Annotated in this window: 8 protein-coding genes and 16 tRNA genes; 1 reads left to right on the forward strand and 23 read right to left on the reverse strand. The window is 50.4% G+C overall.

Annotated elements, in window-relative coordinates:
- Window positions 1-47: 47 nt before the first annotated feature.
- Window positions 48-665, reverse strand: coding sequence for a LysE/ArgO family amino acid transporter (locus tag I8U17_RS15310; protein WP_198059749.1), 618 nt, complete (start codon window positions 663-665; stop codon window positions 48-50).
- A gap of 245 nt (window positions 666-910) precedes the next feature.
- On the opposite strand from I8U17_RS15310, the gene I8U17_RS15315 reads away from it, so the two are divergent.
- Entirely contained in the window at window positions 911-2,368 is a 1,458-nt protein-coding gene (locus I8U17_RS15315) for an aminotransferase-like domain-containing protein (protein WP_198059750.1), read from the forward strand.
- Between the two features lie 149 nt (window positions 2,369-2,517).
- On the opposite strand, the gene glmS is transcribed toward I8U17_RS15315, so the two are convergent.
- From glmS to I8U17_RS15425, 22 genes are all read right to left on the reverse strand, one after another.
- Window positions 2,518-4,344: a glutamine--fructose-6-phosphate transaminase (isomerizing) gene (gene glmS, locus I8U17_RS15320; RefSeq protein WP_198056438.1), complete on the reverse strand. Its 1,827-nt coding sequence runs from the start codon at window positions 4,342-4,344 to the stop codon at window positions 2,518-2,520.
- A gap of 669 nt (window positions 4,345-5,013) precedes the next feature.
- Window positions 5,014-6,354 carry a phosphoglucosamine mutase gene (glmM, locus tag I8U17_RS15325; RefSeq protein WP_198056437.1) on the reverse strand — a complete coding sequence of 447 codons (1,341 nt, stop codon included), beginning with the start codon at window positions 6,352-6,354 and terminating at the stop codon, window positions 5,014-5,016.
- 38 nt (window positions 6,355-6,392) lie between these two features.
- On the reverse strand, window positions 6,393-7,586 hold the full coding sequence (locus I8U17_RS15330; protein ID WP_198056436.1) for a CdaR family protein: 1,194 nt from the start codon (window positions 7,584-7,586) through the stop codon (window positions 6,393-6,395).
- The gene (cdaA, locus tag I8U17_RS15335) at window positions 7,579-8,406 is read right to left on the reverse strand and encodes a diadenylate cyclase CdaA (protein WP_033101991.1); all 828 of its coding nucleotides are present in this window, start codon (window positions 8,404-8,406) and stop codon (window positions 7,579-7,581) included. Before cdaA ends, I8U17_RS15330 begins: the two co-directional genes overlap by 8 nt.
- Window positions 8,407-8,629: 223 nt before the next feature.
- Window positions 8,630-11,413, reverse strand: coding sequence for a phosphoenolpyruvate carboxylase (ppc, locus tag I8U17_RS15340; protein ID WP_198059751.1), 2,784 nt, complete (start codon window positions 11,411-11,413; stop codon window positions 8,630-8,632).
- A 584-nt stretch (window positions 11,414-11,997) separates the two neighbouring features.
- Window positions 11,998-12,900 (reverse strand): arginase, encoded by a 903-nt coding sequence (rocF, locus tag I8U17_RS15345; protein ID WP_033101993.1) that lies wholly within the window; start codon window positions 12,898-12,900, stop codon window positions 11,998-12,000.
- An 849-nt stretch (window positions 12,901-13,749) separates the two neighbouring features.
- Window positions 13,750-13,824: transfer RNA gene (locus I8U17_RS15350), tRNA-Gly, on the reverse strand.
- A 6-nt stretch (window positions 13,825-13,830) separates the two neighbouring features.
- Window positions 13,831-13,906: transfer RNA gene (locus I8U17_RS15355), tRNA-Lys, on the reverse strand.
- Window positions 13,907-13,912: 6 nt separating this feature from the next.
- A tRNA-Gln gene (locus I8U17_RS15360) sits at window positions 13,913-13,987 on the reverse strand.
- Window positions 13,988-13,999: 12 nt separating this feature from the next.
- Window positions 14,000-14,084 (reverse strand) — tRNA-Tyr (locus I8U17_RS15365).
- An 8-nt stretch (window positions 14,085-14,092) separates the two neighbouring features.
- Window positions 14,093-14,168 (reverse strand) — tRNA-Val (locus I8U17_RS15370).
- 7 nt (window positions 14,169-14,175) lie between these two features.
- Window positions 14,176-14,252 (reverse strand) — tRNA-Glu (locus I8U17_RS15375).
- A 6-nt stretch (window positions 14,253-14,258) separates the two neighbouring features.
- Window positions 14,259-14,334: transfer RNA gene (locus I8U17_RS15380), tRNA-Thr, on the reverse strand.
- Between the two features lie 5 nt (window positions 14,335-14,339).
- Window positions 14,340-14,414 (reverse strand) — tRNA-Asn (locus I8U17_RS15385).
- Window positions 14,415-14,423: 9 nt separating this feature from the next.
- Window positions 14,424-14,497: transfer RNA gene (locus I8U17_RS15390), tRNA-Gly, on the reverse strand.
- A gap of 5 nt (window positions 14,498-14,502) precedes the next feature.
- A tRNA-Gly gene (locus tag I8U17_RS15395) sits at window positions 14,503-14,577 on the reverse strand.
- Between the two features lie 6 nt (window positions 14,578-14,583).
- Window positions 14,584-14,659: transfer RNA gene (locus I8U17_RS15400), tRNA-Lys, on the reverse strand.
- Window positions 14,660-14,666: 7 nt separating this feature from the next.
- Window positions 14,667-14,743, reverse strand: a tRNA-Asp gene (locus tag I8U17_RS15405).
- A 3-nt stretch (window positions 14,744-14,746) separates the two neighbouring features.
- A tRNA-Val gene (locus I8U17_RS15410) sits at window positions 14,747-14,822 on the reverse strand.
- A 5-nt stretch (window positions 14,823-14,827) separates the two neighbouring features.
- Window positions 14,828-14,904, reverse strand: a tRNA-Glu gene (locus I8U17_RS15415).
- Window positions 14,905-14,951: 47 nt separating this feature from the next.
- Window positions 14,952-15,026, reverse strand: a tRNA-Gly gene (locus I8U17_RS15420).
- 4 nt (window positions 15,027-15,030) lie between these two features.
- A tRNA-Lys gene (locus I8U17_RS15425) sits at window positions 15,031-15,106 on the reverse strand.
- Between the last annotated feature and the right edge of the window lie 22 nt (window positions 15,107-15,128).

Genomic DNA, 15,128 nt, shown 5'->3' on the forward strand with positions numbered 1-15,128 from the left:
AAACCGGTAACCGGCTAAACATCTGGCTGGAAACCGGTTTTTTCTTTTCACCATAAAGAGAATCCAAGATAAACCGCTGCCCCCCACATCACCAAAGCTGAAATCTTCTGCAAAATCATCATGATCCGCCCTGAGCTGTCCAGTTCCCCCAGAAAGCGCCCCGCCAGGGCCAATCCGAAAAACCAGAACCATGAAACAAGTACCGTGGCAACGGCAAAAGCCGCTTTTTCCATCCCGGCGTACTGCAAAGAGCTTGTCCCCAGCACCATCGTCGTATCCATGATCGCATGGGGATTAAGCAGGGAAGCAGACGCTGCAAACGCAATTTGCTTCCGGGCGGAGAAGGTCTCCCGCGGATGGTCAAGGCCGCCGTCAGCTCCGGGCGTCACCTTCCAGGTATTCCATCCCATGTACAGCAAAAACAAAACCCCCATGCCAAGGAGAACCGTTTTGATCCATGATGATCCCAAAATCACCAGAGAAATCCCGAGCACCGCCAATGTAATCAACAGGGTATCGCACAACGCGGCGGTCAGGACGGTCGGCAAGGCCTGACGAAAACGCCGATGAAAGGCCCCTTGGTTAAAAACAAAAACGTTTTGCGCACCGAGCGGCAATATCAGTCCAAAGGCAAGAATTAATCCATGTAAAAATGCAGAAACCATCAAAATCCCTCCGAAAAAAGTATGGTTCCATCGTACAAAAGATTTTGCATCCTGTCGCCCGCCAATTGGATGGATTCCAACCCAACCAAGTTGTACAATTAACAAAAACAGAATCGTCCATCCCCTGTCAGCAGAAACCTGAAGGAGAAGCCGGAGCAAAACCGGTGGGGGAGTGGTGCCTCTTCTGGCCATGCCCGGCTTCCAACGCGATTTGACACAGAAAAGTAAAAGGATGGATCACAACCATGATTGATACCCATTGGAAACCCGACAAATCATCCCCTGTTCCTCTCTATATCCAGATCAGGGAATACATCAGGGAAAAGATCAAAAATGGCGAGTGGCCGGTTGGCAGCAAAATTCCGCCGCAACGTTATTTGGCAAAAGTCTGGAAGGTAAACCGGAGCACCATTGTTGCCGCCACAGCCGACTTAATGGCGGAAGGGCTGTTGGAAGGAAACAGCGGAAGCGGAACACGGATCATTAACAATACATGGTCCCTGATGCACTCTACCCGTCCGCCTGATTGGAACGCCTACGTTGATGCCGGAATCCATCCCCCCAATTTGCCGACCATTCAGGAAATCAACCGGGCGGAATTCCACCCGCACATCATCCGCCTGGGAACAGGGGAGCTCTCTCCCGACTTCTTTCCCCGTGACATGCTGAAAACCGTTTTGTCCCGGCTGCCGGATCAAATTGATTCACTTGGCTATGAAGAGCCGAAAGGACTGCCCCTGCTCAGGGAGCAACTGAGCAAGCATCTTAAAAGGATCGGAATCGATGCTTCCCCTTCCTCCATCTTGATCGTGTCCGGTGCCTTGCAGGCCTTGCAACTGATCGCGCTCGGCCTGTTGAAGCGGGGCTCTGCGATTCTGCTGGAAAAACCTTCATATCTCTATTCGCTTCATGTCTTCCAGTCAGCCGGGATGCGGTTATCCGGCCTCCCGTTGGATCAGGAGGGGGTGCAGATCAAATACATTCCCGTGCAGAAAAAGCGGCAAAATGCTTCATTGCTTTACACGATCCCGTCCTTTCACAATCCGACGGGCATCCTGATGTCGGAACAAAGGCGCAGAGACCTGCTGCGCATCTGTGAACAGGAGCGTTTACCGCTTATTGAGGATGATGTATACCGCGATCTGTGGCTGGACGAACCGCCCCCTCCTCCCCTGAAAGCAATCGACAAAAACGGGCTCGTCCTCTATCTCGGCAGCATGTCCAAAACCTTGAGTCCGGGCTTGAGAATCGGTTGGGTGGTCGGCCCGGAACCGGTTATCGAACGATTGGCCGATATCAAAATGCAGACGGATTACGGCTCCAGTTCCCTGTCGCAGTGGGTGGTGGCCAGATGGCTGTCCAGCGGGCTCCATGAACAGCATCTGAAGCGGGTTCGGGCAGAACTGAGAAAGCGGAGAGCCGCGGCAGTCGAAGCCTTGCATGCTTCTTTTTCCGATCTGGCCGCCTGGACCGTTCCCAAAGGCGGTTTTTATATTTGGCTGCATCTCCTTTCCCCGCTTCCCATGCGCGAGGTTTTTGAAAAGGCACTGAAAAAGGACATTCTGCTCAATCCCGGCAATATGTACGATCCAGGCGCAACCCGGAATATCCGGCTTTCCTATGCCTACGCCTCTCCCGATCAGTTGCATGAAGCCATCGTCTCGCTGGCCGGGATAATCCGAAACTTGTCCGCACATCCGTAAACAGAAAAATCCTGTCGCAACCATTCGCTTGTTGCGGCGGGACTCCTTAAGGGTTTGTAAACGGCATTCTTCGTGTTAATAAAGAAAAAAACTCCACCGGCCGGCCAAACAAAATGTCAGCCAGTCAATGGAGTTTATGGTCAAACATTTTATTCCACGGTTACGCTTTTCGCCAGATTGCGCGGTTTATCCACGTCATACCCGCGTTGGATGCAGGCATAATAAGCGAAGAGCTGGAGCGGGATCACGGTGAGAACCGGAGCGAGCAAGTCGATGGTTTTTGGAATGGTGATTACTTCATCCACCGATTTTTGCAACTCACTGTCCCCTTCAACGGCAAAACCGAGTACTTTGGCGCCCCGCGCTTTTACTTCCTGAATGTTGCTCACCATTTTATCAAAAACAGACGATTGGGTGGCAAGGGCGACGACCGGAATATTCTCTTCAATCAAAGCCAAGGTTCCGTGCTTCAACTCCCCGGCGGCATAAGCCTCGGAGTGGATATAGGAAATCTCTTTCAGCTTGAGCGAACCCTCGAGCGCGACAGCATAATCCAAACCGCGGCCCAGGAAGAAGAGATGCTCGTTGTCAGCGATGGAACGGGCAAATTCGGCAATCTTCCCTTCATACTCCAAAACTTGTTCCGCCAGCCCGGCAAGTTGTCCCAAATGGCTGATGATCTCTTTCAATTCCGCTTCGCTTTTATGACCGCGCACCTGTGCAAAGTAGAGGCCCAACAGGTAGATGGCGATCAGCTGCGACGTATAGGCTTTGGTCGAGGCAACAGCGATCTCCGGTCCTGCCCAGGTGATGATTACATCATCGGCTTCACGCGCCACGCTCGATCCGACCACGTTGGTAATCGCCAGCACGCGGGCCCCTTGTTTCTTTGCTTCGCGGAGGGCAGCAAGCGTATCCGCTGTTTCACCCGATTGGCTGATGACCACAACCAATGTTTTATCCGTAATGATCGGATCACGGTAACGATACTCCGAAGCCACATCGCACTCAACCGGAATGCGGGCCAAATCCTCGAGCACGTATTTGCCGACCAGTCCGGCGTGATAAGCTGTTCCGCAGGCCACAAAGTGGATCTTTTCGATGTTACGGATCGCTTCCGGGCTGAGAGCCACTTCGTTTGAAAGATCGACCAAACCATCTTTGATCCGGCTTGCCAGTGTATCGCGGATCGCTTTTGGTTGTTCATGGATCTCTTTCAGCATGAAATGGTCATAGCCGCCTTTTTCCGCCGTTTCAATATCCCAGGAAACATGCATCGGCTCACGTTCAACCGGGGTTCCGTCAACTTTCATCAGCTTCACTTGGTCTTTGGTCAAAACGGCCATTTCCCCGTCTTCGAGGATGTAGACTTCGCGGGTATGCTTGAGAATGGCCGGAATATCCGAAGCGATGAAATTCTCTCCCTGGCCGATTCCGACGACCAGCGGGCTGGCATAACGAACCGCAACCAGCTTATCCGGTTCGTTCTCACTGATTACACCGAGCGCAAACGCGCCTTCCAGTCGGGATACCGTTGCCTGTACCGTCGAAACCAAATCTCCGTTCCACAGGTCTCCGATCAGTTTGGCCACGACTTCGGTATCGGTCTCCGATTGGAAAGTATGGCCTTTGGCCATCAACTCTTCCTTCAGCTGGATGTAGTTCTCAATAATCCCGTTGTGAACAACTGCAAACCGTCCCGTGCTGTCCACATGGGGATGGGCATTTTCATCAGATGGTTTCCCGTGTGTCGCCCAGCGGGTATGACCAATTCCGAGCACTCCCGGCAAGGAGCGAACGGCCAGTTTCTCCTCGAGGTTGGACAAGCGCCCTTGCGCTTTGTTAACGCTGATCGTTTCTCCGTTGTAAACAGCCAGTCCGGCCGAGTCATACCCACGGTATTCCAGCTTGCTGAGCCCTTCCAGCAGAATATTTTGCGCCTGTTTGGCTCCGATGTAACCTACGATTCCGCACATAGTTATGAAAACCCCCTAAATTTATCCCTTTTTGCTGAGCACGGATCGAAGATTCAGGAGACAGGTTGATTATTGTCTGTTTGCCAAACGCAAAGTGCCGTAAAACACTCAGCTTCCCTATTCAGTTTTTTGAGTGAGAATGTGTAAGCCAGGTAGTGTTTGACAAAACAACAATTTTGTTTAAACTGGATCTTTCTTCTCATGCCCTCCCTTTTCTTCAGCAAAAACATCCGCTCAACAAAAAGGTTGATCTGATTCGTTTCTTTTTATTATTTTTTCTGTCTGCTCATTCACGCCATATCGCTGTTTTTGTTCGATGAGTCGCCTCACCGGTTTGAACAGCGATTCCTCGGCTCTGGCGCAAAGCCGGGAGGTATCCGCCGATCTTTTCGATACTCCTCCACCTCGTCAACTGCGGAGTCTTCGTTCACACCGCAGTCCTGGCGCTTTTCGACAACTTTTCCAAACCTCTGCTTCTCCCTTTTCGCTTCTTCACCTCCCAAAAAATGAAGAAGGCGATGTTTTTACTTCGCCTATGGGATTATATTATTCAAAAATAACAAAAATGTAAAGCAGTCCGATCAAAAAAGGGCCAGGGGGAAAGGCGAAACCCTACATCCCCCTTCTTATACGGCAAATGTTAAAATAATGTGTCGGTGTCGGCACATCTCAGGCGAGTTGCTTTTTCACTTCATCCGCAATGCGGCCGACATATTCCCGGAGCGCCTCTTCGTCCGGTCCTTCAGCCATCACGCGGATGAGCGGTTCAGTTCCCGACGGGCGAACCAGAACTCGCCCGTCACTGCCGAGCGCATTTTCCACTTCGGCAATTTTTTGGCGAATCGCTTCGTTTTGATCCCAACCCGCCTTGTCTTTTACCTTCACATTCACGAGCAATTGAGGATATTTTCGCATCATCGACGCCAGGCCGGACAGGGTTTGCCCTTTTTCCTTGACCACGCGTAGGAGCTGAACGGCGGTCAACATTCCATCTCCGGTGGTATTGTAATCAAGGAAAATAATATGGCCTGATTGTTCACCGCCCAGGTTATAACCGCCCTCTCTCATTTTTTCCATCACATAGCGGTCGCCCACTTTGGTTTTTTCCGTCCGGATCTCCAGCTCATCCATCGCTTTATAAAAACCGATATTACTCATGACGGTACTCACAATCGTATTTTCTTTCAATTTCTCTTTTTCTTTTAAATAGGAACCGCATATGCACAGAATTTGATCCCCATCCACCAGATTTCCTTTTTCATCGACAGCGATCAGGCGGTCAGCGTCTCCGTCAAAGGCTAATCCCAGATGGGCCTGTTTTTTCAGAACTTCTTTCTGAAGCCGCTCGGGATGAGTCGAGCCGCACTCTACGTTAATATTCACTCCGTCCGGATTGACATTGATCGCCGTTACATCTGCACCCAAATCCCGGAGCAACAGCGGAGCCAGTTCATATGCAGCCCCGTTTGCCCCGTCCACCACGATATGCATTCCACACAGATCCGTATCAATCGTATTTTTGAGGTGATCGAGATAGGCGGAAACCGCATCCGGCTGGTCAGTCACCCGGCCGACTTTATCTCCGACCGGACGTGGCAGCCGATCTTCCTTTTCATCCATCAGCGCCTCGATTTCCGCTTCGGTTTCATCCAACAGTTTATATCCGTCCGCACCGAAAAATTTAATGCCGTTATCCGGAAAAGGGTTATGAGATGCAGAAATCATCACGCCCGCATCGGCTTCCAGGTGTTGTGTCAGGAAAGCGACACCCGGAGTGGTCACGATCCCCAAACGGATGACGTCGCATCCGATTGACATGATTCCTGCGATCAGCGCGGATTCAAGCAATTCACCGGAGAGGCGCGTATCCCTACCCACAACGATTTTCGGCCGTTCTTTCTCTTTCGTCAGTACATAAGCGCCGCACCGCCCCAAACGGAAGGCTAATTCCGGTGTTAAGGTCTCATTTGCCACTCCCCGTACTCCATCGGTTCCAAAGTACTTACCCATACATTTTCTCCTCCTCATGTAAGCAACCAACAAATCCGTTACCCTAAAATTTGGATCTTTGCTTTTAACTTATCTTGACCCACGACCTGCACGTAGGAAGGAAGAACAAACCGGATTGGCACATCATGGACTCCAGCGGACAGATTTGAAACATCCACCAGTGCCCGTACATCTGCTGCACCAAGCTGGTCGATCTGTTTGGGTGCTCCTGAAAGAGTGATATTCAATTTCGCATCGGACGGTGAAAGGATCCGGGCATTCACCCCTCCATTTAATCCTGTTACTTCCAATGGAACGTTCTTGATCACTTTTGTCTCAGCAGGAATCATTTTAACATAGATTTTTATTTCTTTGGGTTCCACTTTTATGGCCGGACTATGAACCGGAACCAGCATCACCAACGTTGTGTCTTCCGTTATGTCCGATAAATCAGGCTGGGGACCTGCATAAAATTGTAAATGATTCAGATATGACATCGGTCCGTACACGGTAATCTGATCCACATTGGTATCGATCCCGGCTACGGCGTATTCGGGGGGCGGCGCTTTCCCCGGTTCGATTGAAAGAGGCACGGTCTTGCCGGGAATGCTGATCGGAACCTGCACCACTGCGGTTTTCGGCTCAATTTCGACGTTGGATAAAGGTCCGTTTTCACCGTATGCTTGGAGTACAATGACTTGATTCACTGATTTCTTCTTATTATTCAAATTGACAATCGCTTTGACAGAAGTTACCTTTTTCAGTTCCGCTTCCGTTCCTTTTACCAATACTTTGTCCGGATTGATCACGGGAGTCCCCGCTTTAAAGCCGTCCGGGACGCTTCCGATCAATTCCGGTTCCACATGCATCTCCTTTTGCAGCTTGGGAACCAGGGTCACATCGATCCGCGCCGGCTCCACCCGGGCATCGACAGGATACGGCAATCCTTTCACCTGAACCGGTAACTGATGTGTTCCCGCCCCAACACGCCGTGCATCGACATAAAGGCGATAATTCGTCGAAAAATGCCCGAAGAAGGCTTGGTTGCCTTCTACGATCAATTCCACTTTTGGGGGTTTTCCGACCAGATCGTAGTGTTCGTCATCGTACTTCACTTGGACCGTTGCTTCCCGAATATGCGTATCGCTTGAAGATGAAGAGAGGGAGGTGTCGGTTACAGCCGACCATAGCAGGATGGCCAAAGCCAACGAAATGATCCGCAAAATCCAGTCATTTTGAAGCCATTTATTCATCCGTCCTCTTCCCTTCTTTCTCCTTGCGCGACCAAAATACAACCGCAAATTTCTCCGGCGGCTTCAATTCTTCATATAACCGGGATACCAGCGTTTCTTCACTCAGGTTTCGCTCCAGACGCCCATGCACCGCCAGCGAGATCTGGCCCGTTTCTTCAGAGACGATCACAGTAACCGCATCGGACATTTCGGAAATGCCGATCCCGGCACGATGGCGCGTCCCCAATTCCCTGCTGATATAAGGGCTTTCGCTCAAAGGCAGATAACACCCCGCCGCCATCAGCTGATCCCGGCGAATGATAACCGCCCCGTCGTGCAAAGGACCTTTGGGAATGAAGATATTGCGAATCAATTCCGGGCTTAACTTCGCTTCCAGCAACGTTCCCGATTCTATATAATCAGACAGCCCTGTCTGCCTTTCAATTACGATCAGGGCTCCCGTATGCTGCTTGGCCAGAGTTGAAACCGCTTTGGCTATATCGCTGACCACACTGGTGACGATCTGATCTTCCGCCTGGACACTCCGTCCGAAAAAACCGCCTCTTCCCAGTTGCTCCAATGCGCGGCGCAACTCCGGCTGAAAAATGATGATCACCGCAATGACACCGACGGAAAACAGGTTTTGAATCAGCCATTCCAGTGTGCGAAGATGAAATACGTTGCTGATCAACCAGATGATGATCAGAACGGTAAGTCCTTTTAAAAGTTGAACGGCTCTGGTACCACGCAAAAGTTTTAACAGATGATAGATTATATAGCTGACGATCAATATATCAATAATATCATTCAAGTAACTGCGAATCTCCAACAAAGACTGCATGCGTCCCCTCCATCCATTCAGTTCCCCATTATTATGCTACATCATTGCTGCGATGCATTCCATCACCCGTTATTCTTCCATTATATCGCAGCGGATGGGAAACCCCCTAACCGGCTGCCGCGGAAAATGAGGAGCACAGGTGTCCGTAACCCGCCCCCGCAATAAAATCCCACACAAAAAAGAACCTGCCCCAAATGAGCAGGCAGGAAACATTCTGCGCTTTTTAACCCGTATTTCTGAGCCCGGCGGCGATCCCGTTAATCGTCAGCAGCACTTCTTCCAAAAGGGAATCGGCCAGGGTTTGATCATTTTCTTCTTTTCTCCGTTTGGCAAGCAAAAAGACCTGGATAAAGCTAAGAGGATCAACGTAAGGATTACGCAGGCGAATCGATTCCTGAATGACAGGCACACGATCCAGCAATTCCTCCTGTTCCGAAATCGCGAGCACTTTTTCGCGCGTAAGCATAAATTCTTTTTCAATCAGTTTAAACAGCCGCTCTCCGGCCGCTGAATCTTTAGCCAGCGACGTGTACTCACGGGCGATAACCAAATCGGCTTTTGCCAGAGCCATCTGCAAATTGTCGATCAGGGAATGGAAAAACGGCCACATTTGATACATCTCGCGCAAAAGGCGCAATCCCTTCTCCCCGTTTCGCTCGAGATATTTTCCCAGTCCCGTTCCGGCAGCGAACCAGGCCGGGAAGAGGTAACGCGTCTGCGTCCACGCAAACACCCAGGGGATCGCCCTCAGATCTTCAAATTGTTGACTGTTTTTGCGTCTGGCGGGACGAGAGCCGATTTTCAGTTCCCCTATCTCCGGAAGCGGGGTCACATCGTTGAAGAAGCCAAGGAAGTCAGCATCGCCAAAGACGAGTTGCTGATATTGTTCCAATGCGTATCCCGACACTTCCTCAATCGCCTTCTCCCATGCCGGATCAAGTTCATGATGTCCATTCGTCACTGCGGTCGTGGTCGAAAGGAGCAAAGACGCCGTTGCCTGTTCCAAACTCCGGAGTGCAATCGGCCTCAGCGAATAACGGGACGAAAGCACTTCCCCCTGTTCCGTGATCTTGATGCCCCCCAGCAAAGCGGAATCGGGATTTGCCAGGATATTGCGATGCAAAGGTCCGCCACCGCGCCCCAATGCTCCTCCCCGACCATGGAAAAATTTCAGTCTCAGCCCATACTTCTCCGCCAGGCGGTTCAGTCTCAGCTGGGCTTGATACAACTCCCAGTTCGCAGTAATCACACCCCCGTCTTTGTTGCTGTCGGAATACCCGAGCATAATTTCTTGCCCCGGCTGCTCTCCATGATAGAAGGGAATAAAGGCGGGATGCTGAAAATATGCTTCCATAATCTCTTCGGCCCGGTGCAGGTCGTCAATGGTTTCCAGGAGCGGAACGGCATGGAGCCTTGATTCTTTGCCGCCGTGCAAACGGTGCAGTCCCACTTCTTTCGCGAACAAAACCACTTCGAGCAAGTCGCTCGTCCCCTGGGTCATGCTGATCAAGTAATTGCGGATCGCTTCTTCGCCAAATTCCTGTTTTGCTCTGGCGATCATGCGAAAGAGCTCCAAACATTTTTCCGTATCCGGGGAGTAGCTGACAAAAGGGGAAGTAAGAGGCCTCGGATCTTGCAACAATTCGGTCAGTAAAGAGATTTTCTCCTGCTCCGGCAATCGATCATATCGTTCCTCAATTCCCAATTTACCCAATATTTCGGTTAACGCTTTTTCATGTTCGGCGCTGTGCTGGCGAATATCCAAGGTGAGCAGATGAAAACCGAACAATTCCACCTGGCGAATCAGATGGGCCAGATCATGATCGGCCAGGACATCTGCATGATGCAAACGCAGACTTTCCTGAATCAAGGTTAAATCGCGAATAAATTCTCCGGCTGTCCGGTAAGCCCCCAACTCCTTTTTGCCGGTACGCGTATGATGTAACCTGGCTAACATAAAAGTGCACTTGCGGCGATAAGGTTCGTTCTCATTCCGCCATTTCCCCTGCCCGACATCTTCCAGCTGCACCTCTGCTTCATCCCTTAGCAGAGACTCGCAAAGCGCATCGGAAATGGACACTCTCCGCGTGGAATAACTCAGTTTTTTAATCAGGCTTTGCAAAGCTTCTTTGTATTTTCGGATGATCAAATTTCTTTGCAGCACCAGCGTATTCCAGGTTACGTCCGGTGTAACCGAAGGGTTTCCGTCACGGTCTCCGCCAATCCAGGAACCAAAGCGCAAAAAGGAAGGAACCTGCCACTTCTTCTCGGGGTAAATGCGGTTTAAACAGCGGGTCAGCTCTTGATGAACGACGGGCAAAACTTCAAACAGCGTTTCGTCAATGTAGTAAAGCCCATTGCGAACCTCATCCATCACGGTCGGTTTCCGTCTCCGCAATTCATCACTTTGCCATAAAGCCGTCACTTCACCCAAGAGATTTCTGCGGATCTCTTCCCGCTCTGTTTCGGTGGTGTAAGGATGATCCAGTTTCATCATCAGTTCGGCGATGCGGTGATGGATATCGAGCGTCGTTCGCCTCATCGCTTCCGTCGGGTGGGCAGTGATCACCAGCTCAAGCGAGAGAAACGGCAATGCTTTCTCCACTTGTTCCGCAGTCATGCCTTTTTCTTTCAACTCCTGAACTGCATGTTCAATCGAAAATGGTTGAACAACTCCTGCCTCGGACCGGCGATAAAAACGATGCCGCCGTACCCTGTGGTTTTGCTCGGCAATATTGACCAACTGGAAGTAGATGGCGAATGCACGGATCACATTCTGACGCATCTGCGGCGATAGCTGACGGATCTCCGATTTGCATTGGTCCAGCACGGCAGGATCATAGGAGCGGCGAAGCTGCTTGGTCAGTTCGCGAATTTTTTCGACACGGTCGAGGAGTTCTTTTCCTCCTTGCATCACGAGAACATCGCCCAGAATATGACCGAGAAAGCGCACATCCCGCCTTAACGGATTCTCATTGGCTGAAGCCTGTTTTGCTAAAGGATTCATTCCGTCACCCCTTCATATGAGAAAGCTTTTATGTTCATCAATCAGCGAAGGCCTTTCTGTTTACCAAATGCTCCGATCCCCCCTGACTCATTGCACGCTAGGTCTTGCGGGTAACCGCCATATCGCTCATGTTCAGATTTACACAAGACTTCAGCAACCGGTAACCGCTGGGAAAAAAGCGGCCGGATGCACCAAAACATGAAGCCCTCTTTTCTTCCGTCGCGGGAATCCCCACTCGGGACGCAGGCGGAGACGATCCCGGCTCTTGCTAAAAGTTTCACAACCATCCCTTTTACAATCGATAAAAGAACGATGCTTCATCCTAAAAATCAATCGCTTCTCATTTCCCTCCTTCTTTCTCTGAGTCGCTCAAAATTGAATAATAGAATTTAGGCATAAAATTTGATAAATTAAATAAAAAAATTTTGGTTAATGTATAAACATTCATTTTTCGATCTTTTTTTATTATGCCATAATGTGCGGTGAAGTACAAAGCGACACTTTTTTCCTTTCCTTCTTTAAGCCGTTACAGCGAAGCATCCATAAAAAAGCGCAACCATCGAAGGTTACGCGACAGGCTCTGATTATAGCACTTTTTGTCCAAATACAGATCCCATGAGGGCAACTGCCACTTTTGCTGTCTGATTTTCCCGATCCAAAATCGGGTTCACTTCGACAAATTCGGCGGATGTCACAATCCCTGCCTCTGCCAGCATCTCCATGGCCAGATGGCTCTCTCTGTAAGTAACCCCGCCCGGTACCGGTGTTCCTACTCCGGGAGCATCTTTCGGATCAAGCCCATCCAGATCCAGGCTTAAATGAACGCCATCCGTTCCATTGGAGACGATCCCGATGGCTTCCTCCATCACACGCGCCATGCCGAGGCGATCGATTTCATGCATGGTAAACACCTTGATCCCAAGCTGACCGATCAAGTCCCGCTCACCCGGGTCCAGCTCCCGAGCCCCGATAATCACCGTATGTTCCGGTCGTACCTTGGGGGCAAATCCGCCGATATTCACCAGGTCCGGATGACCAATTCCAAGACTGACCGCCAGGGACATTCCATGGATGTTACCTGAAGGAGAGGTTTCCCCTGTATTTAAATCCCCGTGGGCATCATACCAAATAACCCCCATATTTTCATACTGCGCTGCTGCACCTGCTATTGTTCCGATTGCCATACTGTGATCTCCGCCCAACACAAGCGGGAAACGATCGCGCGCAATCACCCCGGAGACGGTTTCAGCCAATTTTTCGCAGACATCCCTGATTTCATTCAAATATTTTAACTTTGGATCACCCGCTGACTTTGATTCGGGACTGGGCACGTGCAAATCACCCAAATCTTCCACTTCATATCCAAGCTTTTGCAACAAAGCTTGCGCTGAAGCATAGCGAATGGCACTCGGACCCATATCAACTCCCCGGCGCCCTTGACCGAGATCCATTGGCATGCCAATAATCGTAATCGGTTTCTTTTCCATAGCCATTCTCCTTTTTATCGAACTACAGGCGTATGAAATACAAGGTATTGGATGATCAACAATCTGATGAACGAAGCGCTTTCATTTTAGCACAGAATTTCATTTACTTACAGAAATATTTTGGAAATAATCTGCTTATTTTGGTATATTTATTCAAATAAGAGGAATAAAGTAGCACATTTTTAATGATCGTGCACCATTCTTATTAAAAATTTAATAGATAGATTGATAGAATCCAGGATAATCGGAGAAAATTGATGAGCCGTGATCTTGCCCCGCACCAAAAAATGCCGGATCGGGAACAACCCATGGCACAGGACAAATGCATTTCTCATTGATCTCTTTTCCGGACGAAACCGGCTGCCCGGCATTTCACGAAACTGCATCCGTTCACTGGTTTCTCCGCATTCCCTCTTGATCAAGATTGTCAGTTTCTGTGAAGACCAATCACTTGCACGGTAGGATTAGCCCATATCTTTGCCTTGGAACAAGAATATGTTCATCCGCCTGATCTCCGCTGACCGGGATTGCATAATGAGTAACCCATCCTGCTCACCGATGCTTTTTCTTCCAACAATAAAAAAAACCGTCATGCAGGCGTCTTTCTGTTATATTCGGGATTGATCTTTTCTTATGAGATTTATTACACGGTTCGGGTTTCCGGTCACGCAAATGCTCCCTCGGTCTTCTTTATTCTGTACTTTCCTGCCCGATTTCTCTCATCGTTTTTGTTTGGGCAGATTGATTCGTACCTGTCTGGCTTCCCCGAAATAAAAAAACGGATTGCAGCACGACATACAAAAAAGAGGACTTCGTTGAGTTCATCCAACGAAGTCCTCTTTTTCAAGTTGGAGCGGAAGACGGGATTCGAACCCGCGACCCTCGCCTTGGCAAGGCGATGCTCTACCCCTGAGCCACTTCCGCATAATATGGTGAGCCATGAAGGACTCGAACCTTCGACACCCTGATTAAAAGTCAGGTGCTCTACCAACTGAGCTAATGGCTCAAACATTGGCTGGGGAAGTAGGATTCGAACCTACGCATCACGGAGTCAAAGTCCGTTGCCTTACCGCTTGGCTATTCCCCAACACTTAAGGAATGGTGGAGGGAGTAGGATTCGAACCTACGAAGGCAATGCCAGCGGATTTACAGTCCGCCCCAGTTGGCCACTTTGGTATCCCTCCGCATCAAATGGTGGACGCTGACGGGATCGAACCGCCGACCCTCTGCTTGTAAGGCAGATGCTCTCCCAGCTGAGCTAAGCGTCCGCTTTTGTGGTGACCCGTAGGGGATTCGAACCCCTGCATGCCAGCGTGAAAGGCTGGTGTGTTAAACCGCTTCACCAACGGGCCATTTCATGGAGCTTCCTACCAGGCTCGAACTGGTGACCTCTTCCTTACCATGGAAGCGCTCTGCCAACTGAGCTAAGGAAGCATATCTGGCTCCTCAGGCAGGACTCGAACCTGCAACCTACCGGTTAACAGCCGGGTGCTCTACCATTGAGCTACTGAGGAATATTAACATGGAGCGGGTGAAGGGAATCGAACCCTCGCATTCGGCTTGGAAGGCCGATGTTCTACCATTGAACTACACCCGCACATCTGGAGCGGAAGACGGGATTCGAACCCGCGACCCTCGCCTTGGCAAGGCGATGCTCTACCCCTGAGCCACTTCCGCATAATGTGGTGAGCCATGAAGGACTCGAACCTTCGACACCCTGATTAAAAGTCAGGTGCTCTACCAACTGAGCTAATGGCTCAAAATAATGGCGGAGCTGACGGGATTCGAACCCGCGATCTCCTGCGTGACAGGCAGGCATGTTAGGCCTCTACACCACAGCTCCATCTGGTGGACGCTGACGGGATCGAACCGCCGACCCTCTGCTTGTAAGGCAGATGCTCTCCCAGCTGAGCTAAGCGTCCGCTTTTGGTGACCCGTAGGGGATTCGAACCCCTGCATGCCAGCGTGAAAGGCTGGTGTGTTAAACCGCTTCACCAACGGGCCGTAAATTTGGCAAGAAAAAAACCTTCACCTTGTATTAAGAGAAGGAATGGAGCGGAAGACGGGATTCGAACCCGCGACCCTCGCCTTGGCAAGGCGATGCTCTACCCCTGAGCCACTTCCGCATAATGGTGAGCCATGAAGGACTCGAACCTTCGACACCCTGATTAAAAGTCAGGTGCTCTACCAACTGAGCTAATGGCTCAAACATTGGCTGGGGAAGTAGG

Source organism: Thermoactinomyces sp. CICC 10521, from assembly GCF_016055135.1.
Taxonomy (GTDB): domain Bacteria; phylum Bacillota; class Bacilli; order Thermoactinomycetales; family Thermoactinomycetaceae; genus Thermoactinomyces_A; species Thermoactinomyces_A daqus.

What these genes read in the sequence shown, in the direction of transcription:
- I8U17_RS15310 (WP_198059749.1), bottom strand. Translation starts at nt 665, where the DNA reads ATGGTTTCTGCATTTTTACATGGATTAATTCTTGCCTTTGGACTGATA.
- I8U17_RS15315 (WP_198059750.1), top strand. Translation starts at nt 911, where the DNA reads ATGATTGATACCCATTGGAAACCCGACAAATCATCCCCTGTTCCTCTC.
- glmS (WP_198056438.1), bottom strand. Translation starts at nt 4,344, where the DNA reads ATGTGCGGAATCGTAGGTTACATCGGAGCCAAACAGGCGCAAAATATT.
- glmM (WP_198056437.1), bottom strand. Translation starts at nt 6,354, where the DNA reads ATGGGTAAGTACTTTGGAACCGATGGAGTACGGGGAGTGGCAAATGAG.
- I8U17_RS15330 (WP_198056436.1), bottom strand. Translation starts at nt 7,586, where the DNA reads ATGAATAAATGGCTTCAAAATGACTGGATTTTGCGGATCATTTCGTTG.
- cdaA (WP_033101991.1), bottom strand. Translation starts at nt 8,406, where the DNA reads ATGCAGTCTTTGTTGGAGATTCGCAGTTACTTGAATGATATTATTGAT.
- ppc (WP_198059751.1), bottom strand. Translation starts at nt 11,413, where the DNA reads ATGAATCCTTTAGCAAAACAGGCTTCAGCCAATGAGAATCCGTTAAGG.
- rocF (WP_033101993.1), bottom strand. Translation starts at nt 12,900, where the DNA reads ATGGAAAAGAAACCGATTACGATTATTGGCATGCCAATGGATCTCGGT.